The organism is Variovorax sp. H27-G14, from assembly GCF_046156345.1.
Taxonomy (GTDB): domain Bacteria; phylum Pseudomonadota; class Gammaproteobacteria; order Burkholderiales; family Burkholderiaceae_C; genus Variovorax.
On the sequence record NZ_JAYLVN010000004.1, the window covers coordinates 505,903 to 527,970 of the forward strand.

The following is a 22,068-nucleotide window of genomic DNA, read 5'->3' on the forward strand; positions in this document are numbered from 1 at the left end:
CACGTTGCTTCGACCCGGCTCACTTGCCCAGCGCCGCCAGCGCCCAGAGCTTGTCGACCTCGGCCTTGCGCTCCGACGCCTTCACCACGTCGAGCGGGCGAATCTGCGGCGCGGGCGGCATCTTGGCGGCCACGTCCGCGGAAAGCGGCGTGCCCGGCACGGCAGGGCGCACGAAGCCCTGCGCAAACAGCGTCTGGCCGGCCTCGCTCATGGTGAAGTTCAGCCACAGCTTGCCCGCGTTGGGGTTCGGGCCGTTCTTCACCAGGCTGATGGCATAGGGCGCGGCCACGCTGGCCTCCTTCGGAATGACCACCTCCACCGCGTCGCCCATGCCGTCGACGTGCTTGGCCTTCAGGCCGTCGTTCTCGTAGCTGATCCACACCGGAATCTCGCCCTTCAAGAACTTGGCGTATGGCGTGGTGCCTTCCACGCGCAGCACGTTGCCGGCCGAATGCAGCTTGCCCAGGTAGTCGGTGCCGGGCTGCACGTTGTCCACGCTGCCGCCGTTGGCGTACGCCGCGGCAAAGGTCAGCACCTGGCCGATGCCGGTGGAGCGTGGGTCGAGGTAGACCACACTGCTTTTGAACTCCGGCTTGAGCAGGTCGGCCCAGCCGGTGGGCACGGTCTTCACCAGCTTCTTGTTCACCAGGAACGCGATGTTGAGCGTGTGAATGGTGAACCAGCGGCCCTCGGCCTCGCGGAACACCGGCGGCAGTTTGTCGAAGTTGACGGGCTTGAAAGGCGCGACCACGTCCTTCTTGGCGGCGTCCACGGCGGAGGCCGCGAAGTAGTAGGCGGTGTCGGCCTGCGGACGGCGCTTGGTTTTTTCGAGCGAGACCACGGTGGCGGCTGAGCCGATGTCGTTGTAGGTCAGCTCGATTTCGGGGTAGTGCTTCTTGAAGGCGGCGAACAGCGCCTTCCAGTTGGCCCACTCGGGCCCGGTGTCGAAGGACACGCACAGGCCTTCCTTCTGCGCCTCGGCGTACAGCGCCTTCTCGCCCGCGTAGAGCTCGGGGCCGTCGAAGGCGAAAGCGGTGCGCGCCGTGAGCGTGGCCAATGACAGCACGGGCAATGCGCCGGCGGCCTGGATCAGATGTCTGCGTTGCATGGTGGCTCCTTGGAAGGAAAAGGGTCGGAAGGTCTGAAGAACGAAAGGGTCAGTGGTCGAGCAGGCGAAGGTGTTCGGGCGCGATCGCAATCGCCTCGGTTGCCGGCAGCGCCGACTCGGCCAAGAAGGGCTTGACCGCGCCCGGCACCTCGAAGTCGTAGCGCGTGAGCGCGCCCAGGTAGCGTTGCGCGCCGGTGCGGCCCGCCAGGCGGTTCACCGCGTCGGGCGCCGGGTCGGGGCGAATGTGTTCGGGGCGCACCAGCACATGCACCGCGGCACCGAAGGCGCGCCGGCCGGTGGGCGCGGCAAGTTCGGCAAAGCCCAGGTCGAGCCGGTCCGCGCCGCAGACCTTCGCGCTCAGGATCGTCGAGAGCCCGACGAACTCGGCCACCGCGCGGCTCGCGGGGTTCTCGTAGATCTCGCGCGGCGTGGCAATTTGCAGCAGCCGGCCGTCTTTCAGCATGGCCACGCGGTCGGCCATCACCAGTGCTTCTTCCTGGTCGTGCGTGACCAGCAGCGTGGTGGCGTTGAAGCGCTGTTGAATGGCGCGAATCTGGTCGCGCAGATGGCCTCGCACGCTGGCGTCGAGCGCCGACAGCGGCTCGTCGAGCAGCAGCGCGCGCGGGTCGATGGCCAGTGCGCGTGCCAGCGCCACGCGCTGCTGCTGCCCGCCCGACAACTGCGCCACGGCGCGCTGCGCGTAGTCGCCCAGGCCCACGATGTCGAGCAGCTCCTGCGCGCGCTGGCGGCGCTGCGCCGTGCCCACCTTGCGCAGCTTGAGCCCATAGGCCACGTTGTCGAGCACGCTCAGGTGCGGAAAGAGCGCATAGCTCTGGAACACCATGCCGATGTGGCGCTGGTGCACCGGCGTGCGCGACATGTCGTCGCCGCCCAGCGCAATGCGCCCGGTGTGGCCCGTTTCCAGGCCCGCCACCAGCTTGAGCAGCGTCGACTTGCCCGAGCCGCTCGGCCCGATCACCGCCACCAGTTCGCCGGTGCGCACGTCGAGCGACACCTCGTGCAGGCCGTGCGTGCTGCCCGGGTAGTTGTAGCTGACGTTGTCGAGAAGGAGGCTCATGGGCGGGTCATGTGGGGTTCACGGTCGGTTCATTCGCGTTCATTCGCGTTCAGGCGCGTTGCTTCACCAGCGAGGAAGACAGCAGCGCCGACGCGCCCGCCAGCACCAGAAGAATCACCGTGGCCGCGCAGGCGAAGCCCGTGGCGCCGTAGAAGGCCTGCAGCAGCACCACCGGGTAGGTGCGGTTCTGAAAACTCGTGAGCAGGTTCGACACGCCGAACTCGCCCACCGAAATGGCCGCCACCATCACCAGCCCGCTGATCAGGCTCTGGCGCAGGCTGGGCAGCACGATGCCGGTGAACTGCTGCCAGCCCGAGGCACCCAGCGTGGCCGCGGCCTGCTCCAGCCGGCCCAGGTCGAGGTGGCGCAGGTCGGTCAGCAGCGTGTTGGTGAGGTAGGGCAGCGTGAGGATCGCGTGCGCCGCAATCAGCAGCGGCATCGAGCCCAGCCAGGGCGCCAGGTCGGTGTTGAACACGATCATGTAGCCGAAGGCCAGCGTGATGGCCGGCACCGCCACCGGCGTGGCGCTTACCAGGCGCGCCGCCATGCTGCCGCCGCGCCGCGCGCCGTGGTACAGCGCATAGGCCAGCGGCAGCGCCAGCACGGTGTTGATGGCGCAGGCCGCCATCGCCACCACCAGGCTGCTGACGAAGGCCTTGCGGAACGAGGTGTCGAGCCACAGGTCGACATACCACTGCCCCGTGATGCCCGTGGGCAGCAGCGTGTTGGTCCAGTTGCCGCCCAGGCTGCCGATCATCAGCAGCACGATGGGCAGCAGCAGGTACAGGCCGTAGATGAGCGAGATGCCGCGAACCAAGGTTGTCTCCAGTGTCATGCGCGCCCGGCATACTTTCCGGATGCGCTACTGTCTGCGCAGAGGTGCTGCAGCAATGCCTCGAATTCTAGGAATCGCACACCGGTTCATGGGTGAAAGTTGGATGACGACACTTGAGCAATTGGAAAATGTTTTTCACGCAGCTTTCACACGGCGCGGCCATGCGCAAGGGGGCCGCGCATGAAGCGTGACTGCCCCACCATCCAGGAGCTGCTGGCCTTCGACGCCGTGGCGCGCCACCAGAGCATCACGCTGGCGGCCGGCGCGCTGTGCATCACCGTGAGCGCGGTGAGCAAACAGATTGCGGGGCTCGAGGCCTTTCTGGGCCGCGCGCTGCTGCAGAAGAACGGGCGCGGCGTGCAGCTCACGCCGCAGGGGCGCGTGTACTGGCAAAAAATTTCGGGTGGGCTGCGCGCCATCGAAACCGCCACCTTCGAGGCCCGCTCGGGCGACGCCGGCGCCGGCCTGCTCACGCTGGCGAGCGTGCCCACCTTTCTGACCAAGTGGCTCATTCCGCGCCTGCCGGCCTTCAGCCAGAAAAGCCGCCACGTGATGCTGAGTTTCAGCCGCCACCTGGAGCCCAGCGACGGCATTCCGGCCGGCGTGGACGCGGCCATTCGCTACGGCCCCGACGGCTGGCCGGGCGTGGTGTCGGAGTACATCGCGGGGCGCGAGTTTGTGCTGATCGTGGCGCGCTCGCTGGTGGAGGGGCGCCACCGCATCGCGCAGCCCGCCGACATCCTGGGCCACACGTTGCTGCACCACGAGGGCGCGCCCACCGCCTGGCGCCAGTGGGCCGCCCAGCACGGCGTGCCTGAAGTGCAGACCGTGGCCGGCCCGCGCTTCGCGCAGTACTCCGCGCTCATTCAGGCGGCGCTCAACGGGCTGGGCATCGGCCTTGTGCCCAGGCTGCTGGTGCAAGAGGAACTGGCCGAAGGCGCGCTGCTGAGCCCCTGCGGCACCCCCGTGAGCGTGAACCAGGGGCACTATCTTTGCTACCGACCCGACAGGCTCGACCTGCCGGCCTTTTCGGCGTTTCGCGAATGGCTGCTGGCCGAAGGCGTGGCCTCGCGCGGTGCGGAGGCAGAAGCATGAGCAGCCCGCGGTGAGTAACCTCAGGGCCGAACACACACAAGCAAAGGATGAATCGATGAAAGTCGCAGTCATGGGCGCTGGCGCAGTCGGCTGCTACTACGGCGCCATGCTGGCGCGCGCGGGCCACACGGTGGTGCTGATCGGGCGGCCCGCGCACGTGGAGGCCGTCAACGCCCACGGGCTGCGGCTGCAAACCAAGGCCTTCGACGAACACGTGCCCATGGCCGCGAGCACCGAGCCCGACGCGGTGCAGGGCGCTGACTTGGTGCTGTTCTGCGTGAAGTCGACCGACACCGAAGCCGCCGCCGCGCAGATCGCCCCGCATCTCGCACCCGACGCGCTGGTGCTCACGTTGCAGAACGGCGTGGACAACGATGCGCGTGTGCGCTCGGTGCTGGCCAACGAAGTGGCCGCGGCAGTGGTCTACGTCGCGACCGAAATGGCTGGCCCCGGCCATGTGAAGCACCACGGGCGCGGCGAGCTGGTGATTGCGCCGTCGCGCCGCAGCGAAGAGGTGGCGCGGCACCTGGAGGCCGCGGGCGTGGCCACGCAGATATCCGGCAACGTACGCGGCGCGCTGTGGGCCAAGCTGATACTCAACTGCGCCTACAACGCGCTGTCGGCCGTCACGCAACTGCCTTACGGCGTGCTCATTCACGGCACCGGCGTGACCGACGTGATCCGCGACGTGGTGGCCGAATGCCTGGCCGTGGCAAAGGCCGAAGGCGTGGAAGTGGTCGGCGACACCGACGCCGCCGTGCGCGGCATTCCGCAGAGCATGCCGTCGCAATATTCATCGACCGCGCAGGACCTGGCGCGCGGCAAGCTCAGCGAAATCGACCACCTCAACGGGCTGATCGTGCGCCGCGGCGAGGCGCTGGGCGTGCCCACGCCGGCCAACCGGGTGCTGTTTGTGCTGGTGAAGCTGCTCGAGGGCAAGCAGGGCGCGGCGCGGGGCTAGCCGGGCATCGGCTCGCGCATGGTCACAAACTCTTCCGCAGCCGTGGGGTGGATGCCGATGGTGCTGTCGAACACCGCCTTCGTCGCCCCCGCGCGCATCGCTACCGCAAAGCCCTGCACCACTTCGCCCGCGTCCGCGCCCACCATGTGCAGGCCGACCACGCGGTCGCTGGCCTTGTCCACCACCAGCTTCATGAAGGTGCGCTCGCTGCTGCCCGACAGCGTGTGGCGCAGCGACTTGAACTCGCTGGAGAACACCGTCACCTCGCCGAACTTCGCGCGCGCACCGCTCTCGCTGTAGCCGCAGGTGCCGATGTTCGGGTGGGTGAACACGGCCGTGGGAATGAACTCGTAGTCGAGCCGGCGCTTGCCTTTGCCGAACAGCTCGTCGACCACCACCATGGCCTCGGCCAGCGCCACCGGCGTGAGCTGCACGCGGGTCGAAACATCACCCACCGCGTAGATCGACGGCACCGATGTGCGGTAGTGCGCATCGACCGCAATGGCGCCGCGCTCGTCCAGCGCCACGCCCGCCGCCTCCAGCCCCAGGCCCTGCGTGTTGGGCACGCGGCCGGTGGCAAACAGCACGGTGTCGGCCTCGACCTGCTCGCCGCGCGCCAGCGTCACGGTCAGCCCGTGCCCATGCGGGTTGCGCGCGATGGCCGCGGCCTGGCAGTTCAACCGCACATCGACGCCGGCCTTGCCCATTTCGTTGGCAACGAAGCGCCGCACGTCGTCGTCGAAGCCGGTGAGCAGATGAGCGCGGCGGTGCAGTTGCGTCACCTTGGCGCCCAGGCCGTTGAAGATGGAGGCGAACTCGCAGGCGATGTAGCCGCCGCCCACCACCAGCAGGCGCTTGGGGAAGGGGCTGAGGTCGAACATGGCGTCGGAGGTCACGATGTGCTCGCGCCCCGGAATGTCGGGCACGAAGGGCGTGCCGCCGGTGGCCACCAGCAGGTGGCGCGCGGTGTGGCGCTTGCCGTCGATTTCCACCGTGTGGGCGTCCACCAGTTGGGCCCAGCCGGTGATGAGCGTGACGCCCGAATTCTTCAGCAGCCCGGCGTAGATGCCGTTGAGGCGGCCGATTTCCTTGGCGCGCTGCTGCTTCAGGTGGGCCCAGTCGAAGCGCGGCTCCTCGGGCAGTGTCCAGCCGTAGCCGGCGCTTTCCTCGAAGGCCTCGGCATAGCCGGCCGCGTAGCTGTAGAGCTTCTTGGGAATGCAGCCCACGTTGACGCAGGTGCCGCCCAGGTCGCCGGCCTCGGCCAGGCCGACGCGGGCACCAGTCTGTGCGGCCATGCGCGCGGCGCGAACGCCACCGCTGCCGCCGCCGATGACGAAGAGATCGAAGTCGAATGTGCGCATGAAAGGCTCCTTGGCCGCCGACTTTAGCGGCGGGGTGAAGGCGGCGTTGCCGGCGGGGCTTAGGGGCGAAGGGCTGCCCCGCCGCGCACCGGCGCGCTCAGCGCGAGTCCGGCGAGGTCCACAGCCGGCTCGGGTCCTGGCCCGCTGGCTGCGCTGGCGCAACGCCACGCTGCTGCTGGATGGCGCGCAGCTGCGCTTCCTGTGCCTGGCGCATCGTGTTCTGCTGCGCCGCCTGCTGGGCTTGCACCTGCTGCTGCATCTGCAGGGCGCGCAACTGCATTTCCTGCTGCTGGCGAACCTGCAGCTGCTGCTGCTGCTGCTGGGCCTGTGCCGCCTGCTGCGTCATGCGTTGCTGCTGTTGGAGCAGTTGCTGTTGCTGCTGGGCCTGCGCCTGTGCGGCGCGCAGCTGCATCTGCTGTTGTTGCTGCTGTTGCTGCCAGCGGTCCTGCTCGGCGCGCTCGCGCCCGTCGCGCCGCTGTTGCTGCTGCTGTTGTTGCCAATCTTGTTGTTGGCGCTGCTGGCGCCAGTCTTCCTGCTGTCGCCATTCCTGCTGCTGGCGCCAGTCCTGGTCACGCTGCCATTCCTGCTGTTGCTGGGCGGCCTGTGCGGCGCGCTGCTGGTCTGCCCACTGCAGTTGCTGCGCCTGCTCGTACTGGCGCTGTTGTTGCTGCGCGATCAACGCCGCCGACGGCACCCGCACCAGCGGTGGCCGCGCGCCTGCGTAGCCCGACGAATCGTCGAGCCGGTTGCGCTCGGCCACCCAGGTGTCGAAGCCGCCGCTCTGCGTTCGCGTGCTTCTCACGGCCGCGAGGTTGCGCCCCGACACCGTGGTCTGCTGGCGGTCGCCCAGCCGTTGCGACGCGCCGTTCTGGCCATACAGCGCCAGCTGGCCCGAGGCCACCGCCACCCAGGTGGTGCCCGCGGCGGGGTCGGAGGCGATGCGGTAGTCGCCCGGCGCGCCGATCACCACCGAGGCATTGCCGGTGTCGACCGTCAGCCGCTGGCCCGCCAGAGCCTCGCGCACGCTCAGTTGCACGTCGCCGCGGTTCGCGGTGAGGTGCACGGTGTCGTCGTCGAGCTCGGAAAACTCCACCTGCGTCTGGCCGTCCAGGCGCAGCGCGGCCGAACCGATGTACACCTCGGCGCGCGCGTTGCGGTCGGTCCGCAGGCGGTCGCCCGCGGCAAGCTCGCTCTGGGGCCGGGCGGCGTACCAGCGGTCTTGCCCGGCGGGCGAGACGCTGACGGTGCCCTGCTGCACGTTCAGGCGCGCGATGGGGTCCTGCCGCTGCTGCGCGCTGGCGGCCAGGCCGGCGCACAGCAAGGCCATGCCGAGCAGCCATCGGCGGGGGGTGGAAAGCAATGACAAGGGGAATAGGTTCATGTGTTTGTTCTCTGATCCTCTGGGCGAACGCGCTGGATTTGTAACGCGCGAGAATCCGCTTCCGCTGTCACAGGCTGCCCATTTGTTGGTCAAGCGCACGTGCCATCGGCAACCGACTGTAAGGAGGAGCTCGCATGAAAAACCAATACAACGCACGCCCCGCAAGCGTACCCCGCGACCGGAACCATGGCCTGAGCCTGCCGTGGATGGCGCTTGCCACCACCTTGGCCGCCACGCTGGCGGCACTCCCTGCCGCTGCGCAGCTCGCGCGCAAGCCCTCCTACTACCAGCAACAGAACGCGCCGCAGCCCGAAGGCCCGGCCGCCCCACTGGTGCCGCGCCCCGCGGTGCCGTCGTCGCTGCCCACGCTGCGCAGCCAGGGCGACTTCGACCAGCTGGCGCGTGTGTACGACGCCGGCACGCCGATGCAACTGGCGCATGTGCTGTTCGCCATCGACCGCCAGGCCAGGCCGCCGCGCACGTACTACATCGACACGCCGCGCTACCAGCTTCATGTGCGCTTTCTGCGCGACACGCGGCTCGCGCCGAACACCGCCAAGCGCGACGTCGACCGCAACTACCTGGTGCCCGACAGGCGCTTTCTGTTCGGCACGCTGAGCTGGCAGCAGAACATCGGCAGCTTCACCTACGAGTTCTGGGAGGGCGACCGGCTCACCCCCGCGCTGCTGCGCCAGGCCGACGCGCAGGTGAAAGCCACCTTCTTCGCGCCCGTGAAGTTCAAGACCAACTCGACCCTGCACGAGCGCGTGGCGCAGGAAACCGGCATCGACTTCGTGAGCCAGGAGGCGCTGATTCGCGAGCAGCCCTACCTGCCGATGAACCTGGGCACCGCGACCGGGCGCGTGCGCATCGTGGACGACGAGGCGGGCCTGCATGCGCTGCTGCCCGACGACATCGCCGTGCTGCGGCAGGTGCCCATCGGCCTGGCGCCGGTGGCCGGCGTGCTGACCGAGCGGCCGTCGACTGCGCTGTCGCACGTCAACTTGCTGGCCAAGGGCTGGGGCATTCCCAACGCCTATGTGCGCGATGCGGCCACCGTGATGAAGGAACACGCGGGGCAGTGGGTGGCGCTGAAGGTGGCGGCCTCGGGCTACCAGGTGCGCCGGATCACGCCCGAAGAAATTGCGGCACTGCCGCCGCGCGCCGCCCGTGTTGCCGCGACTGGCGCGGTGCCCGGCGGCGCGCGCGCCGTTGCGCCCGACCTGCGCGAAACACGTCTGCTGCCGCTGGCCGCGCTGCGCGCCCGCAACAGCGCGCAGTGCGGCGTGAAGGCCGCGAACCTCGGTGCCATGCAGGCCGCGCGCATTGCGGGCACGTCGGTGCCCGACGGCTTCTGCGTGCCGTTTGCGCACTACGACCGCTTCATGCGCGCCCACGGCCTGACGGAGCGCATCGCGCGCATGCAGCAGCAGCCGGGCTTTGCCAGCGACCCGAAGATTCGGCAGCAGGCGCTGGCGCAACTGCGCGAAGACATCGTGCAATGGCCCGTCGATGCGGCCACCGCAGCGGCCTGGCGCGCGGCATGGCAATCGCAGTTGGGCGGTGGCGGCGTGTTCGTGCGCAGCTCGTCGAACTCCGAAGACCTGCCCGGCTTCAGCGGCGCGGGCCTGTACACCACCGTGCCCAACGTGAAGACCGGCGACACGCTCGAAGCGGCGGTGAAGAAGGTCTGGGCCTCGGTGTTCAACCCCGAGGCCTGGGAGGCGCGCAACGCCGCGGGCTTTGGCGCCGATGCGGTGCTGATGGGCGTGTTCGTGCAGACCGCCATCGATTCGACCAATGCCGGCGTGATGATCACGCGCGACCCGTTCGATGCGGGCCATGCGCATGTGACCTACATCTCGGCCAAGCGCGGCATCGGCATTCGCGTGGTCGAGGGGCAGCGCGTGGCGGAGCAGGTGATGTACTCGAGCTGGTCCAAGGCCGTGCAGGTGCTCAGCCGCTCGGCCGAAGACACGTCGCTGCAACTGGACAACAGCGGCGGCGTGAAGGAAGTGCCGGTGGAGGTGGGGCGCAACGTGCTGACAGACGCGCTGGTGGTGCGCCTTGCGAATGTGGGCGCGGCCGTGAAGCGCACCTTCAACGGCGTGGACCAGGACATCGAATGGGCCACGGTGGGAGAGCGCATCGTGCTGCTGCAGGCGCGGCCGTATGTGGAGCGGCGGCGATGAAAGTGCGATGAGGCGCGTGCGTCGGGGCTGACCGGTAAAACCCAGGTCATCGTCCTGGCGTTATGGTTTGGCCTGCCGGCCGCCATGTTGGCGCGCAACAACCCACTTCAAGAAAGCAAAGACATGACCGAACCCGTGGAGAACAAGGGCTACGCCGGCGACGTGACGCCCGAGCAGGCCGCCCAGTGGATGGCCAGCGGCGAGGCCGTGCTGGTCGACGTGCGCACCGACGCGGAGCGCGAGTGGGTCGGCTATGTGCCGGGTGGCGTGCCGCTGGCCTGGAAGCAGTGGCCGGGCATGGCGATGAACCCCGCGTTCGACGACGGTGTGCGTGCGGCTGCCGCGGGGGGCAAGAAGGTGGTGCTGCTGTGCCGCAGTGGGGTGCGTTCTGTTGCCGCGGCCAAGCGTGCTGCCGAGTTGGGGGTGGAGGCTTACAACATCCTGGAGGGGTTCGAGGGGAACCCGGATGAGAGCGGACACCGGGGGCAGATCGGTGGTTGGCGTAAGCGTGGGTTGCCTTGGAAACAGAATTAGGGTTACTTCAGGGCGACGCTCACGCCGACGAGGTGCCTTGCTCCGCGAATGTCCCCCGCTTCGCTCCTCCTTTATTTCGCTGCGCAAGGCACCCCATCGGCGTGAGCGTTGGACAGAGCCGGGCTTGATCGTGCGATCGCCAGCAGCGTGCCCAGGTGCACAGGGCGTCGGGTGCTCCCCGCAGCGAAATAAAGGAGGAGCGAAGCGGGGGACATTCGCGGAGGGGAGCACCCGACGGCCTGTGCACGCACCCTGAACAAAAGCCCCCAACCAGTCACCCAAAAAAGAACAGGCCCGCCGATTCCTCAGCGGGCCTGTTCAGCGATCAAGCAGCAGGTCAGCCCAAAGGCGGAATCCGCAGCTTCTGCCCCGGATAGATCTTGTCCGGGTTGCTCAGCATCGGCTTGTTCGCCTCGAAGATCGCGTTGTACTTGTTCGCGTCGCCGTAGTACTTCTTGGAGATGGCCGACAGCGTGTCGCCCTTCACCACGTCGTGGTACTGCGCAGGCGGCGCGGCCGGGGCCACCAGGTTGTTGTCGACACTGGTCACGTTGGCCACGTTACCCGCGGCCAAAGAGGCTTTCTCGCTCGCCTCCTGCGACGGCGCATTGCCCGCCAGCGTGACCACGCCGCTGCTGGCCGTGTACGTCACCACCAGCGCCGTGAGGCCGAGGTTCTGGGTCTCGATGTAGGTCTTGATGGCAGCGGCCGCAGCCGTGTCGGCATCGGGTGCGTCTGGCGTGGCGGCGTGGGCGGACGATCCGCCGAACAGCTTTTCACCGGCCTCCTTGATGAAACTGAGCAATCCCATGGTTCTCTCCTTGTGTGGTGTCAGGGAGGCGAATGGTGCGGCGTAACCCGGCGCATCGGCGTAGGCCCATGCCGCATATGCGACCGACCGCGCGAAGCCTCGCCAGCAACACCGGTCACAAAGTCGCAATAATCCCGCGCATGCCATCCCCCTTCCTCGCCATCGACATCGGCAACACCCGCATCAAGTGGGCGCTCTACGACTCGGCCCAGCCTGGCGCCGCGTTGCAGGCGCAGGGCGCCGAATTTCTTGATCACATCGAACGGCTGGCCGACGGCCCCTGGGCCGACCTGCCCGCACCCGCGTCCATGCTGGGCTGCGTGGTGGCCGGCGACGCGGTGCGACGGCGCGCCGAAGAACAGATCAACGAACGCTTCGACTGCACCCCTCGCTGGGTGATGCCGAGCGCGGGCGAGGCCGGCATCGTCAACGGCTACGACCACCCCACGCGCCTGGGCGCCGACCGCTTCGTGGCCATGATCGGCGCGCGGCATCGCATGCTGGCCGCGCAGGCCGACAAGGCCCCCCTGCCGATGGTGGTGGTGATGATCGGCACGGCGGTGACCGTGGAGGCCATCGACGCCAGCGGCAAGTTTCTGGGCGGGCTGATCTTGCCGGGCCACGGCATCATGCTGCGCGCGCTGGAGTCGGGCACGGCAGGCCTGCATGTGCCGACCGGCGAGGTGCGCGAATTTCCCACCAACACCAGCGACGCGCTGACCAGCGGCGGCACCTACGCCATTGCCGGCGCGGTGGAGCGCATGGTGCAGCACGTGCGCTCGCATTGCGGCGCGGAGCCGGCCTGCTACATGACCGGCGGCGCGGGCTGGAAGATGGCGCCCGTGATGAACGGGCACTTCGAGCTGGTCGAGAGCCTGATCATGGACGGGCTGCTCGTCATTGCCCGCGAACGGGCTTCTAGCTGACGCTGGTCTGCGGCTAAGGCCGCATCAGTGCCTCGCCCAGCGCCTGGAACGCGGGCAGCGTGAGCGGGTCGTTGGCGCCGTTGGCCGCCACCGGGTGCGCCGCGTAGCGCACGATCACCATTTCGGCCTTCGGGTCCACATAGATGCTCTGGCCGTGGATACCGCGCGCCATGAAGGCGCCGTGCGGGTTGTGCGACACCCACCACATGTCGCGGTACGACCAGCCCTTGAGCAGCGCATAGCCGGCCTTCTCGAACCTGGACGGATCGCCGCCGCGCTGAATGTCGTCGACCACCGCCTTCGGAATGGCCTGCTGCCCGTTGGACGCGCGCCCGCCGTTGCGCAAGGTTTCGCCGAAGCGGGCCAGGTCGCGCAGCACGGTGTTCAGGCCGCCGCCGCCCGACTCGGTGCCGATGCGGTCGACCATGAAGTAGGCGTCCTGCTCGGCGCCGATGCGCCGCCAGATCTTCTCGCTCAGCAGGTCGGCCAGCGACTGGCCGCTGGCGCGGCGCAGCACCCAGGCCAGCACCTCGGCATTGACCGTCTTGTAGGCGAAGGCATCGCCGTGCTCGCCTTCCTTCTTCAGCGTGGCCAGGAACTCGTAGAACGACTTCGGGCCGGTGTAGTTGGCGCCTTGGGTGAGCATGCCGCCGGCGCGCGCGTAGTCCCAGATTTCGGCCTTCGGGTCGGCGTAGTTCTCGGAGTAGTGCACGCCCACGGTCATGTCCATCACCTGGCGCACGGTGGCGTCGCCGTAGGCCGTGTCCTTGAGCTCGGGGATGTATTTGGTGACCGGCGCGGCCGGGTCTAGCTTGCCTTCGTCCGCGAGGATGGCCGCCAGCGTGCCCACGAAAGACTTGGTGACCGACATCGCGATGTGCGGCCGCTCGGGCGTGAGCGCGCCGAAGTACTTTTCATAGACCACCTTGCCGCGGTGCATCACGAGGATGCCGTCGGTGTAGGTGCCGGAAATCATCTGGGCGAAGTTCAGCGTCTGCTCGCCGCCGGCACTTCCAACGGGCTTGAAAGTGACGGCCTCGATCTGCACCGGCGACGTGGCCGCGGGCAGCGGGCTGGGCGCGCCGCTGCCACGCCACACGTTGGCCGTGGGCACGGTCTCGCGCACATGCGAGAAGCTCCAGCGCGTGCGCGGAAACACGCCGCCGGCCGGGTTGTCGAAGGTGATGAGCTTGTCGGGCGCGGGCGGAAAGCCCTTCATCCAGCCCAGCGCGTCCACGGAGGTGGCCGCGGGGTCGGGCAGCGCGGCGGGCGCAGGGGTCTGTGCGGAGGTGGTGTTCACTGCGAGCAGGGTGAAAGCGGCGGCCAGCGCCGTGCGAATGAAAAGAGACATGGTGGTGACGGCTGGTGCGGTTGATCAGCGGCCGCTGAAGCGCGCGGGACGGCGTTCGACGAAAGAGCGCACGCCTTCCGCGGCGTCCTCGCTGTTCGACAGGCGCTTCTGCGTTTCGATGAACTCCGACACGGCCGCCAGCGGACCGTGCTCGATGGCTTTCAGCACATTGAGCCGCGTGGCCACCACCGCCAGCGGCGCCTGGGCCGCAATGCGCTGCGCAATGGCCAGCGCCGCGTCCAGCTCCTCGCCGGCCGGCACCACCTTCTGCACGAAGTTCAGCCGGTAGGCCTCGGCACTGCCGAACTCGTCGGCCGTGAGCAGGTGCAGCATCGCGTTGCCCAGGCCGGCGCGCTCGGCCATGCGCAGCGTGGCGCCGCCCGTGGCCATGATGCCGCGCTGCACTTCCATCTGCGAGAAGCGGCAGTTGTCGGCCGCCACCACAATGTCCGCGCCCAGCATCAGCTCGATGCCCACGGTGAAGCAGATGCCCTTCACCGCCACCACCATCGGCTTGGTGCGGCGGCGGTAGTCGGGCAGGCCGAAGTCGTGCGGCTCCACCAGCCCGGCGGGAACGGCCTTCTCGCCGCGCTTCATATATTCGGTGATCGCGGGCAGGTCGAGGCCGGCCGTGAAGTGATCGCCAAAGGCATGCAGCACGCCCACGCGCAGGCTCGGGTCGTCGTCCAGCCGCGTGTAGGCCTCGGCCAGTTGCTTGAACATGGGCGCGGTCCAGCCGTTGCGCTTGGCCGGGCGGTTGATGCCGATGAGCAGCACGTGGTCGAGCACTTGCGTGTCGATGCAGCCTTCGGTGGGGGGTGTGGATGCGGTGGCGGTCATGGTGTTTGTCTCCTTTTGTTTTTGTCGGATCGCGCGGGTCAGTACGTGTACACGCCGCGGCCAGTCTTGCGGCCCAGCTGGCCGGCGGCGACCATTTCCTTCAGCAGCGGGCAGGGGCGGTACTTGGAGTCGCCGAACTGCTCCAGGTACACCTCCATCACGGCCAGGCACACGTCCAGGCCAATCATGTCGGCCAGCGCCAGCGGGCCGATGGGCTGGTTGCAGCCCAGCTTCATGCCCGCGTCGATGTCTTCCGCCGTGGCAATGCCTTCGGACAGCACGAAGAAAGCCTCGTTGATCATCGGCACCAGGATGCGGTTGACCACAAAGCCCGGTGCGTTCTTCACCGTGATGGGCGACTTGCCCAGCTTCACGGCCAGCTCCTTCACCGTGTCGTGCGTGGCGTCGCTGGTGAGGTAGCCGCGAATCAGCTCCACCAGCGCCATCATCGGCACCGGGTTGAAGAAGTGCATGCCGATGAAGCGGTCGGGGCGCGAGGTGGCGGCGGCCAGCTGGGTGATGGAGATCGACGAGGTGTTCGATGCCACGATCACATCGGGCGGCAGCATGTCGTCGACCTGCTTCAAGATCTTGAGCTTGAGCGCGTGGTTCTCGGTGGCCGCCTCGATGACCAGCTGCGCGCTCTTCAGGTCTTCGTAGTTGGTGGAGCCCGTGATGAGCGCCAGCGCGGCGGTCTTCTGCTCGGTGGTGAGCTTTTCTTTCTTGATCAGGCGGTCCAGGCTGCCCGACACGGTGGCCAGGCCCTTGTCGACCGCCGCCTGGGCAATGTCGACCATCACCACCTTCACGCCGGCCACCGCGCAGGCCTGTGCGATGCCGTTGCCCATTGTTCCGGCGCCGATGATGCCGACAGTCTGAATAGCCATGAGAGAACTCCTTGAGGAAACAAAAAAAGGGGGTGCACGCGGCGGGCGCCACGGCGAAAACATCGATTGTGAATCAGCCCCGGGGCCGCGCCGTTGCCGCGTGTGACACCGCTGGCGCGCGGGTCGCTTACAGTGCTGCGGTTGCTTTTTTCTCGCCTTTTTCTTCCTTTCCCTGATTCACTCGATCCCCGACCATGACCACCCTCGGCACCCCCCTTTCCCCCTCCGCCACCCGCGTGATGCTGCTCGGCTCCGGTGAACTCGGCAAGGAGGTGCTGATCGCGCTGCAGCGCCTTGGCGTGGAGACCATTGCGGTCGACCGCTACGAGAACGCCCCCGGCCAGCAGGTGGCGCACCATGCGCGCACCATCACCATGAGCGACCCCGCGCAACTGAAGGCGCTGATCGAGGCCGAGAAGCCCACGCTGGTGGTGCCCGAGATCGAGGCCATTGCCACCGGCATGCTGCAGGAGCTGGAAGACGCCGGCGTGGTGCGCGTCATTCCCACGGCCCGTGCCGCGCGCCTCACGATGGACCGCGAGGGCATTCGCCGCCTGGCCGCCGAGACGCTGGGCGTGCCCACCAGCCCTTACAAGTTCTGCGACTCGCTGGCCGAGTTGCAGGCGGCCATCGACGAAGGCATCGGTTACCCCTGCATCGTGAAGCCGGTGATGAGCAGTTCCGGCAAGGGCCAGAGCAAGATCGACGGCCCCGCCGACGTGCAGAAAGCCTGGGACTACGCGATGGCCGGCGGCCGTGTGAGCCACGGCCGCGTGATCGTCGAGGGCTTCATCGACTTCGACTACGAGATCACGTTGCTGACGGTGCGTGCGAAGGACGCGGCCGGCGCGGTGGAAACGAAGTTCTGCGAACCCATCGGCCATGTGCAGGTGAGCGGCGACTATGTGGAAAGCTGGCAGCCTCACGCGATGGCGCCTGCCGCGTTGCAGAAGGCGCAGCAGATCGCGCAGGCGGTTACCGCCGACCTGGGTGGGCAGGGGTTGTTCGGCGTGGAGTTGTTCGTGAAGGGTGACGAGGTGTGGTTCAGCGAAGTGAGCCCGCGCCCGCACGACACGGGCATGGTCACGATGGCCACGCAGTGGCAGAACGAGTTCGAGCTGCATGCGCGGGCCATCCTCGGTTTGCCGGTGGACACGTCGCTCAAGAGCCCGGGTGCGAGTGCGGTGATCTATGGCGGCGTTGACGCGACTGGCATCGTTTTCGACGGCGTGGCCGAGGCATTGCAGGTGCCGGGCAGTGACATCCGTCTGTTCGGCAAGCCAGAGAGCTTCACCAAGCGCCGCATGGGTGTGGCGCTGGTGCACGCGGCCGATACCGATACGGCCCGCACGTTGGCCAAGGAATCTGCTTCTCTTGTTAAGCCTCGCAAGGGCTGATTTTTTTGCTCTGTCGTTCGGGCGCTGCTGTTCAGGGCGCGTGCACAGGCCGCCGGGTACTCCCCTCCGCGAATGTCCCCCGCTTCGCTCCTCCTTTATTTCGCTGCGGGGAGCACCCGACGCCCTGTGCACTGGGGCACGCTCTGAGTGATCGCGCGATCAACGACGGCTCTGAACAACGCTCACGCCGATGGGGTGCCTTGCGCAGCGAAATAAAGGAGGAGGGCGAAGCCCGGGGGACATTCGCGGAGCAAGGTACCCCGTCGGCGTGAGCGCCGCCCTGAACAGCGCGCCCCAGAACAGCACACAAAACAGCAGTAGCCAGTTTCCGCAAGCCGCCCTCGCCGGTCACAGGCATGGTGCGGGAAGATCGAGGGACATCCACTCGACCCCCCCGGAGACTCCATGCTGCATCCCCAGGCGCGCGCCTTGCTCGACTTCATCGAGGCGCGCGGCGTTCCGCCCACCCACACCCTCTCGCCCACCGACGCACGCGCCTTCTACCGCGAGCGCCGCGCCGCCACACAACCCGCACCCGCCGAAGTGGCCGAGGTGCGCGACCTGGCCGCCGACGGTCCGCACGGTCCCATCCCGGTTCGGTTGTACCGGCCCCTCGGTTCGGGCGCCGGCCCGCTGCCCGTGCTGGTGTACTACCACGGGGGCGGCTGGGTCATCGGCGACCTCGACACGCACGACGTGCTGTGCCGCGAACTGGCCAACGGCGCCGGCTGCGCAGTGGTCGCGGTCGACTACCGCATGGGGCCCGAGCACCGCTTTCCCGCCGCGGTGGACGACGTGCTCGCCGCCACCCGCTGGGTACGCCGCGAAGCCGCCACGCTGGGGCTCGACGCGAGCCGCCTCGCGGTAGGCGGCGACAGCGCGGGCGGGAACCTAGCGGCCGTGGTCGCCATCGCCGCGCGCGATGCCGGCGACCTGCCCATCGCGTACCAGTTGCTGATCTACCCCGCCACCGACATGCGTCGCGGCCATCCCTCGCACCAGGCCAACGGGCAGGGCTACCTGCTGACCAGCGACACGATGGCGTACTTTCACGACCACTACATCACCGACCCCGCGCACGACCTCGACTGGCGCGCGTCGCCGCTGCTGCACACCAACCTCGCGGGCCTGCCGCCGGCACTGGTGATCACGGCCGGCTTCGACCCGCTGCGCGACGAAGGCGCGGCGTATGCGCAGGCGCTCACCGCCGCCGGCAACAGCGCAACTTACGTGTGCTTCGAGCGCGAGATCCATGGCTTCATCACCATGGGCAAGGTGCTCGACGAGGCCAACACGGCCGTGGCGCTGTGTGCCTGCGAACTGCGCCGCGCGTTCGCGTCGGCCTAGGGAAAGTCCCCGCGCAAATCGATGCCGCGCGCGCGGCCCGCGCCGCTACGATCCAGCCAACCCAGACGCCACCGCAGAGTGGCCGTCCACCGATTGCAGGAGACAAACACCATGCAGCGAACGAGGACGACGCCGCCACCGCCCATGCGGTTGAGCGGTGCCGAACGGCAGGGCGAGCGCCTCATGTGGCTCACGCCGCACCGCGTGTTCTACGCCGGCCTGCTCGGTGCGGCCGCCGAGCGCACGATGGGTGGCCACGGCGTGTGCGTGTCGCCCGCCGGTGCGCCGCCCAACCGCATTCGCATCGGTGGCGGAGCCTGGCAGAGCGGTGAGCTCATCGTGGTGCCGCCGCACGTGCCGCACCAGGTGGAGAGCGCGCACCCGCTCATCTTCAGCCTGCTCATCGAGTCGGAGTCGGTCGACCCGGCGCGCATGCCGGCCTTTCTGCAGCACTGCGGCCCGGTGGAGGCGCCGGCTTTCGTGCAGCGCGTGCGCGACGCGCATGCGCACCTGCTGGCGGCCTCGGGCCGCGGCACGGACTTCGAGGGCTTCGACTTCGACGCCCTGTTCTTCGGCCAAAGCCTCGCGCCGCGCGCGCTCGATCCGCGCATCCGCAAGGTGGCCGACGCCATCAACGACGACCCGGCCGCGCCCATGTCGGCCGAAGACTGCGCGGCCTCGGTGCACCTGTCGTTCTCGCGCTTCCTGCATCTGTTCAAGCAGGAGACGGGCATGGCGTTTCGTGCGTTCCGCGCCTGGAAGCGCGCGCGCAGCCTGCTGCGCTATGTGCGCCAGGCCAGCACGCTGACCGACATTGCGCTGGACACCGGCTACCCCGACTCCACGCACTTCAGCCATTCGATCCGCCAGGTGTACGGCCTCAAGCCCAGCGACATCCTGGCCGGCTCGCGCCGCCTCGCGCTGCACGACGCGGCCGGCGGCCTGCGGCACTGAGCACGCGAAGAAGGACCCATGCAGATCCTTCAACTCCTGCTGTCGGGCATTGCACAAGGGTGCATCTACGGGCTGATTGCGCTGGGCTTCGTGCTGATCTACAAGGCCACCGAAACGGTGAGCTTTGCGCAGGGCGACCTGATGATGCTGGGCGCCTTCGGTGCGTTCGCGGGCATGTCGATGTTCGGCCTGCCGTTCTGGCTGGCGGCCGTGCTGGCGGTGGTGGCCATGGCGGCCTTTGGCGTGCTGCTGGAGCTGGTGGTGATTCGCCCGATCCTGGGGCAGCCGCAGTTCTCCATCGTGATGCTGACCATCGGCATCGCCTACGTGGCGCGCGGCCTCATCACCATGGTGCCGGGCATCGGCACCGAGACGCATACGCTGGCCGTGCCCTACAAGGACCAGATCTGGAAACTGGGCGAGCTGGTGGTCAACCTGGAGCAGCTGGCCATCATCATCGCCACGGCTGTTTTGTGCGGCCTGCTGTTCGCGATGTTCCGCTACAGCAAGCTGGGCATTGCCATGCAGGCCTCGTCGCAGAACCAGCTGGCGGCCTACTACATGGGCATTCCGGTGAAGCGGCTCAACGGCCTGGTGTGGGGCCTGGCGGCGGCGGTGGCGGCCATTGCGGGCATGCTGCTGGCGCCCATCACCTTCGTGCACGCGAACATGGGCTTCATCGGGCTCAAGGCCTTTCCGGCGGCGGTGGTGGGAGGCTTCGGCAGCCTGCCGGGCGCGATCGTCGGCGGGCTGGTGATCGGCATCGTGGAGTCGTTCGCGGGCTTCTACCTGCCCGACGGTTTCAAGGACACGGCACCGTACATCGTGGTGCTGCTGATGCTCATGATCAAGCCGAACGGATTGTTCGGCGAAAAACTGCGCAAGAAGGTCTAGAAGAAATGCGCCCCCACACTCGTCACTTCGTGTACTCGCTGCCCCCCGGGGGGGTGCAGGTCCGCCTTGGGGCGGCCCGGCGGCGGACCTGACCATGCGCTTCATCTTCAAGACCAGCTACGACCAGGACATTCGCCTCGCGCGGCACGGCGGGCATGTGTTCTGGTACGGCCTGCTGCTGGCGTTCCTGGTGCTGGCGCCGTGGATCATCGAGGAGTACTGGCTCGCGCAGCTGACCTTCGTGCTGATCTACGGCATCGTCGGCCTGGGGCTGATGCTGCTGGCGGGGTTCACGGGGCAGTTCTCCATCGGCCATGCGGCGTTCCTGGGCACGGGGGCCTACACGCAAGGCGTGCTGACGAACCTGGGCGTGCCGTTTCCGTTGGCGCTGGTCGGCGCGGCCGCGCTGTCGGCGGCGGTGGGCGTGGTGGTGGCCTTGCCGGCGCTGCGCGTGAAGGGCATCTACCTGGGCATTGCGACGCTGTCGTTCGGCTTCATCGTGGAAGAGGTGTTTGCGCGGTGGGAGAGCGTGACGGGCGGCAACGCGGGCCTGCATGTGAAGGCGCCGCAGCTCTTCGGCTGGTCGCTGGGTTCGGGCGACGGCTTCTACTTTCTGTGCCTGGTGGTGGCGGTGCTCAGCACGCTGGGCATCCTGAACCTGCTGCGTTCGCCGACCGGGCGCGCCTTTGTCGCCATCCGCGATTCGGAGATTTCGGCGCAGAGCATGGGCATTCACCTGGCGCGCTACAAGACGCTGTCGTTCGCCATCTCGGCCGCGCTCGCGGGGCTCGGTGGTGCGTTGTACGCGCACAAGCTGAGCTTTATTTCGCCGGACCAGTTCAGCATCCTGCAGTCGATCGACCTGCTGCTGATGGTGGTGATCGGCGGGCTCGGCTCGGTGCACGGCGCGTTCCTGGGCGCGATCTTTCTGATTGCGATGCCGCAGCTCATTTCCATCGGCAAGGACTGGTTGCCCGAGGCCATCGGCCAGGCGCCGGGGCTGCAGGGGCTGGTGTATGGGCTGGTGCTGATCGCGTTCGTGCTGTTCGAGCCACTGGGGCTGTACGGCCGCTGGCTCAAGGTGCGCACTTGGCTGCAGCTCTTTCCGTTCTACCGCAAGGGGTTGTTCAAGCGGCAGAAATCGTTCACCAAGTCGGACCGGCTGCGATGAGCAACGACATCCTGCTTTCGGCCAGGGAACTGAGCGTGCGCTTCGGCGGCGTGCTCGCGGTCAACAAGGTGAGCTTCGACGTGCGGCGTGGCGAGGTGTTCACGCTGATCGGGCCCAACGGCGCGGGCAAGACGACGGTGTTCAACCTGATCAGCCGCATCTACACGCCGACCACCGGCGACATCACCTGGCACGGCGAAGAGGGCGGGCCGATCGCGCTGACGCAGCAGGCGCCGCATGCCATTGCGGCCCTGGGCATTGCGCGCACCTTCCAGAACATCGAGCTGTTCGAGCATGCGACGGTGCTGCACAACCTGTTGATCGGGCGGCACACGCACCGGCAGACGGGGTTCTGGAGCGAGGTGTTCTTCACGCAGGCCACGCGGCGCGCGGAGATGGCGGCGCGCGAGAAGGCGGAGCAGGTGATCGAACTGCTCGACCTGCAGCATCACCGCGACTCGATGGTGGCGGGGTTGCCCTACGGCGTTCGCAAGGTGGTCGAGCTGGCGCGCGCGCTGTGCACCGAACCCAAGCTGCTGCTGCTCGACGAGCCATCGTCGGGGCTCAATGTCGAAGAAACGGCCGACATGGCGTTCTGGATCCAGGACATCCAGCACGAGCTGGGCGTGTCGGTGCTGATGGTCGAGCACGACATGTCGCTGGTGTCGAAGGTGTCCGACCGCGTGCTGGCGATGAACATGGGCGAGGTGCTGGCGACCGGAACCCCGCGCGAGGTGCAGGCGGATGCACGTGTTGTCGAGGCCTATCTGGGGACCGTGGACGACGTGAGCAGCTTGAGGAGGGTGGCGGCATGAGTGCTTCGTTCGCTGCCTCTTTGAAGGCGCCCGGTGTGCGGTGCGGCGCGGTCGCCCCCACTGTGCCGGCCGCTGCGCGGCTCCCCTGCGGTGCTCGCGTTTCGCGGGGTCTCGCAGAACTCGCTGCGCT

General features: G+C 68.0%; 20 protein-coding genes. 11 read left to right on the plus strand and 9 right to left on the minus strand.

Translation table 11 applies throughout. The features are described from left to right. Window positions 1–19: 19 nt before the first annotated feature. Genes VLK31_RS14910 through VLK31_RS14920 form a run of 3 tightly spaced genes read right to left on the minus strand, consistent with a single transcriptional unit; the run spans window position 20 to window position 3,021 of the window. Window positions 20–1,108 carry an extracellular solute-binding protein gene (locus VLK31_RS14910; RefSeq protein ID WP_409169175.1) on the minus strand — a complete coding sequence of 363 codons (1,089 nt, stop codon included), beginning with the start codon at window positions 1,106–1,108 and terminating at the stop codon, window positions 20–22. Window positions 1,109–1,157: 49 nt separating this feature from the next. Continuing rightward, window positions 1,158–2,186, minus strand: coding sequence for an ABC transporter ATP-binding protein (locus VLK31_RS14915; RefSeq protein ID WP_409169176.1), 1,029 nt, complete (start codon window positions 2,184–2,186; stop codon window positions 1,158–1,160). Between the two features lie 49 nt (window positions 2,187–2,235). Further along, window positions 2,236–3,021: an ABC transporter permease gene (locus VLK31_RS14920; RefSeq protein WP_409169177.1), complete on the minus strand. Its 786-nt coding sequence runs from the start codon at window positions 3,019–3,021 to the stop codon at window positions 2,236–2,238. 180 nt (window positions 3,022–3,201) lie between these two features. On the opposite strand from VLK31_RS14920, the gene VLK31_RS14925 reads away from it, so the two are divergent. Further along, the gene (locus VLK31_RS14925) at window positions 3,202–4,116 is read left to right on the plus strand and encodes a LysR substrate-binding domain-containing protein (protein WP_409169178.1); all 915 of its coding nucleotides are present in this window, start codon (window positions 3,202–3,204) and stop codon (window positions 4,114–4,116) included. A 55-nt stretch (window positions 4,117–4,171) separates the two neighbouring features. Continuing rightward, window positions 4,172–5,077, plus strand: coding sequence for a ketopantoate reductase family protein (locus VLK31_RS14930; RefSeq protein WP_409169179.1), 906 nt, complete (start codon window positions 4,172–4,174; stop codon window positions 5,075–5,077). On the opposite strand, the gene gorA is transcribed toward VLK31_RS14930, so the two are convergent. Together gorA and VLK31_RS14940 are read right to left on the minus strand one after the other, a co-directional pair. Further along, entirely contained in the window at window positions 5,074–6,438 is a 1,365-nt protein-coding gene (gene gorA / locus VLK31_RS14935; RefSeq protein ID WP_409169180.1) for a glutathione-disulfide reductase, read from the minus strand. The genes VLK31_RS14930 and gorA overlap by 4 nt on opposite strands. Before the next feature lie 97 nt (window positions 6,439–6,535). Then, the gene (locus tag VLK31_RS14940) at window positions 6,536–7,819 is read right to left on the minus strand and encodes a hypothetical protein (RefSeq protein ID WP_409169181.1); all 1,284 of its coding nucleotides are present in this window, start codon (window positions 7,817–7,819) and stop codon (window positions 6,536–6,538) included. A gap of 134 nt (window positions 7,820–7,953) precedes the next feature. Here VLK31_RS14940 and VLK31_RS14945 point away from each other — a divergent pair, with 134 nt between their 5' ends. Further along, window positions 7,954–10,011 (plus strand): PEP/pyruvate-binding domain-containing protein, encoded by a 2,058-nt coding sequence (locus VLK31_RS14945; protein WP_409169182.1) that lies wholly within the window; start codon window positions 7,954–7,956, stop codon window positions 10,009–10,011. A gap of 123 nt (window positions 10,012–10,134) precedes the next feature. Next, window positions 10,135–10,545, plus strand: a complete 411-nt coding sequence (locus VLK31_RS14950) for a rhodanese-like domain-containing protein (RefSeq protein WP_409169183.1) — start codon at window positions 10,135–10,137, stop codon at window positions 10,543–10,545. Between the two features lie 337 nt (window positions 10,546–10,882). Here the strand turns inward: VLK31_RS14950 and lysM are convergent, their stop codons facing one another. After that, on the minus strand, window positions 10,883–11,356 hold the full coding sequence (lysM, locus tag VLK31_RS14955) for a peptidoglycan-binding protein LysM (RefSeq protein ID WP_409169184.1): 474 nt from the start codon (window positions 11,354–11,356) through the stop codon (window positions 10,883–10,885). A 140-nt stretch (window positions 11,357–11,496) separates the two neighbouring features. On the opposite strand from lysM, the gene VLK31_RS14960 reads away from it, so the two are divergent. After that, entirely contained in the window at window positions 11,497–12,282 is a 786-nt protein-coding gene (locus tag VLK31_RS14960) for a type III pantothenate kinase (protein WP_409169185.1), read from the plus strand. A gap of 13 nt (window positions 12,283–12,295) precedes the next feature. On the opposite strand, the gene VLK31_RS14965 is transcribed toward VLK31_RS14960, so the two are convergent. Genes VLK31_RS14965 through VLK31_RS14975 form a run of 3 tightly spaced genes read right to left on the minus strand, consistent with a single transcriptional unit; the run spans window position 12,296 to window position 15,360 of the window. Continuing rightward, window positions 12,296–13,633 (minus strand): serine hydrolase domain-containing protein, encoded by a 1,338-nt coding sequence (locus VLK31_RS14965; protein ID WP_409169186.1) that lies wholly within the window; start codon window positions 13,631–13,633, stop codon window positions 12,296–12,298. 24 nt (window positions 13,634–13,657) lie between these two features. Beyond that, on the minus strand, window positions 13,658–14,473 hold the full coding sequence (locus tag VLK31_RS14970) for a crotonase/enoyl-CoA hydratase family protein (protein WP_409169187.1): 816 nt from the start codon (window positions 14,471–14,473) through the stop codon (window positions 13,658–13,660). A 38-nt stretch (window positions 14,474–14,511) separates the two neighbouring features. Continuing rightward, window positions 14,512–15,360 carry a 3-hydroxybutyryl-CoA dehydrogenase gene (locus tag VLK31_RS14975; RefSeq protein WP_409169188.1) on the minus strand — a complete coding sequence of 283 codons (849 nt, stop codon included), beginning with the start codon at window positions 15,358–15,360 and terminating at the stop codon, window positions 14,512–14,514. Between the two features lie 194 nt (window positions 15,361–15,554). Between VLK31_RS14975 and purT the strand changes: the two genes are divergently transcribed. The 6 genes from purT to VLK31_RS15005 all read left to right on the plus strand — a co-directional run bounded on the left by purT (window position 15,555) and on the right by VLK31_RS15005 (window position 21,938). Then, window positions 15,555–16,757 carry a formate-dependent phosphoribosylglycinamide formyltransferase gene (purT, locus tag VLK31_RS14980; protein ID WP_409169189.1) on the plus strand — a complete coding sequence of 401 codons (1,203 nt, stop codon included), beginning with the start codon at window positions 15,555–15,557 and terminating at the stop codon, window positions 16,755–16,757. A gap of 405 nt (window positions 16,758–17,162) precedes the next feature. Then, window positions 17,163–18,104: an alpha/beta hydrolase gene (locus VLK31_RS14985; RefSeq protein WP_409169190.1), complete on the plus strand. Its 942-nt coding sequence runs from the start codon at window positions 17,163–17,165 to the stop codon at window positions 18,102–18,104. A gap of 111 nt (window positions 18,105–18,215) precedes the next feature. Beyond that, window positions 18,216–19,058 (plus strand): helix-turn-helix domain-containing protein, encoded by an 843-nt coding sequence (locus VLK31_RS14990; protein ID WP_409169191.1) that lies wholly within the window; start codon window positions 18,216–18,218, stop codon window positions 19,056–19,058. A gap of 18 nt (window positions 19,059–19,076) precedes the next feature. Then, complete coding sequence (locus VLK31_RS14995; protein WP_409169192.1) at window positions 19,077–19,952, plus strand: branched-chain amino acid ABC transporter permease; 876 nt, start codon at window positions 19,077–19,079, stop codon at window positions 19,950–19,952. A 94-nt stretch (window positions 19,953–20,046) separates the two neighbouring features. Then, the gene (locus tag VLK31_RS15000) at window positions 20,047–21,123 is read left to right on the plus strand and encodes a branched-chain amino acid ABC transporter permease (protein WP_409169193.1); all 1,077 of its coding nucleotides are present in this window, start codon (window positions 20,047–20,049) and stop codon (window positions 21,121–21,123) included. Next, window positions 21,120–21,938: an ABC transporter ATP-binding protein gene (locus VLK31_RS15005; RefSeq protein WP_409169194.1), complete on the plus strand. Its 819-nt coding sequence runs from the start codon at window positions 21,120–21,122 to the stop codon at window positions 21,936–21,938. The genes VLK31_RS15000 and VLK31_RS15005 overlap by 4 nt, the downstream gene beginning before the upstream one ends. The last annotated feature ends 130 nt before the right edge of the window (window positions 21,939–22,068 follow it).

Excerpts from the sequence above, each read along its gene's own strand:
- VLK31_RS14970 (WP_409169187.1), bottom strand. The coding sequence starts at position 14,473 with ATGACCGCCACCGCATCCACACCCCCCACCGAAGGCTGCATCGACACG.
- VLK31_RS14925 (WP_409169178.1), top strand. The coding sequence starts at position 3,202 with ATGAAGCGTGACTGCCCCACCATCCAGGAGCTGCTGGCCTTCGACGCC.
- VLK31_RS14990 (WP_409169191.1), top strand. The coding sequence starts at position 18,216 with ATGCAGCGAACGAGGACGACGCCGCCACCGCCCATGCGGTTGAGCGGT.
- VLK31_RS14915 (WP_409169176.1), bottom strand. The coding sequence starts at position 2,186 with ATGAGCCTCCTTCTCGACAACGTCAGCTACAACTACCCGGGCAGCACG.
- VLK31_RS14920 (WP_409169177.1), bottom strand. The coding sequence starts at position 3,021 with ATGACACTGGAGACAACCTTGGTTCGCGGCATCTCGCTCATCTACGGC.
- gorA (WP_409169180.1), bottom strand. The coding sequence starts at position 6,438 with ATGCGCACATTCGACTTCGATCTCTTCGTCATCGGCGGCGGCAGCGGT.
- VLK31_RS14995 (WP_409169192.1), top strand. The coding sequence starts at position 19,077 with ATGCAGATCCTTCAACTCCTGCTGTCGGGCATTGCACAAGGGTGCATC.
- lysM (WP_409169184.1), bottom strand. The coding sequence starts at position 11,356 with ATGGGATTGCTCAGTTTCATCAAGGAGGCCGGTGAAAAGCTGTTCGGC.
- VLK31_RS15005 (WP_409169194.1), top strand. The coding sequence starts at position 21,120 with ATGAGCAACGACATCCTGCTTTCGGCCAGGGAACTGAGCGTGCGCTTC.
- VLK31_RS14960 (WP_409169185.1), top strand. The coding sequence starts at position 11,497 with ATGCCATCCCCCTTCCTCGCCATCGACATCGGCAACACCCGCATCAAG.
- VLK31_RS14910 (WP_409169175.1), bottom strand. The coding sequence starts at position 1,108 with ATGCAACGCAGACATCTGATCCAGGCCGCCGGCGCATTGCCCGTGCTG.
- VLK31_RS14930 (WP_409169179.1), top strand. The coding sequence starts at position 4,172 with ATGAAAGTCGCAGTCATGGGCGCTGGCGCAGTCGGCTGCTACTACGGC.
- VLK31_RS14940 (WP_409169181.1), bottom strand. The coding sequence starts at position 7,819 with ATGAACCTATTCCCCTTGTCATTGCTTTCCACCCCCCGCCGATGGCTG.
- VLK31_RS14950 (WP_409169183.1), top strand. The coding sequence starts at position 10,135 with ATGACCGAACCCGTGGAGAACAAGGGCTACGCCGGCGACGTGACGCCC.
- VLK31_RS14975 (WP_409169188.1), bottom strand. The coding sequence starts at position 15,360 with ATGGCTATTCAGACTGTCGGCATCATCGGCGCCGGAACAATGGGCAAC.
- VLK31_RS14965 (WP_409169186.1), bottom strand. The coding sequence starts at position 13,633 with ATGTCTCTTTTCATTCGCACGGCGCTGGCCGCCGCTTTCACCCTGCTC.
- purT (WP_409169189.1), top strand. The coding sequence starts at position 15,555 with ATGACCACCCTCGGCACCCCCCTTTCCCCCTCCGCCACCCGCGTGATG.
- VLK31_RS15000 (WP_409169193.1), top strand. The coding sequence starts at position 20,047 with ATGCGCTTCATCTTCAAGACCAGCTACGACCAGGACATTCGCCTCGCG.
- VLK31_RS14985 (WP_409169190.1), top strand. The coding sequence starts at position 17,163 with ATGCTGCATCCCCAGGCGCGCGCCTTGCTCGACTTCATCGAGGCGCGC.
- VLK31_RS14945 (WP_409169182.1), top strand. The coding sequence starts at position 7,954 with ATGAAAAACCAATACAACGCACGCCCCGCAAGCGTACCCCGCGACCGG.